This is a genomic window from Vibrio sp. 811, assembly GCF_033339195.1.
Map to the genome: position 1 here is coordinate 1 of NZ_JAWOUB010000746.1, position 565 is coordinate 565.

The window sequence follows — 565 nt, forward strand, 5'->3', positions numbered from 1 at the left end:
ACACGGCATCGAGTTTGAAGAGCGCGATCACGGCCAATTGTTTTGTGTCGATGCCTTTACCGCCAAAGACATCGTGAAGATGCTGCTGGCCGAGTGTGACATGCCAAACATTCAACAGCGTTACCAATGCGATGTGCACACCATTGAGAAAACCGAAGAAGGCTTTCGTCTGCACGCGGGTACTGAGCCTGTTGAGTGCGAATCTTTGGTGATTGCGACCGGTGGCCTTTCCATGCCAAAACTGGGCGCGACGCCGTTTGGTTACAAAGTGGCTGAGCAGTTTGGTCTGCCGGTAATCCCAACCACGGCGGGACTTGTGCCATTTACGCTGCACAAAGAAGACAAAGAAGATTTTGCTGAACTGTCTGGCATTGCTGTGCCTGCGGAAATTACCGCCGAAGACGGCACCATGTTCAAAGAAGCGCTGTTGTTTACTCACCGCGGCTTATCGGGTCCTTCGGTTTTGCAAATTTCCTCTTTCTGGAAAGCGGGTCAGAAAGTTTCTATCAACTTAGTTCCTAACGAAGACATCGCTCTGCTGCTTGAGCGCAGCCTTGAGAAACAT

1 protein-coding gene is annotated in these 565 nt (G+C 51.0%); it reads left to right on the forward strand.

What is annotated here, in order from left to right:
- Positions 1–565 (forward strand): NAD(P)/FAD-dependent oxidoreductase (locus R7Q46_RS29180; protein ID WP_318078578.1); only part of this gene is annotated, 565 nt, incomplete at both ends.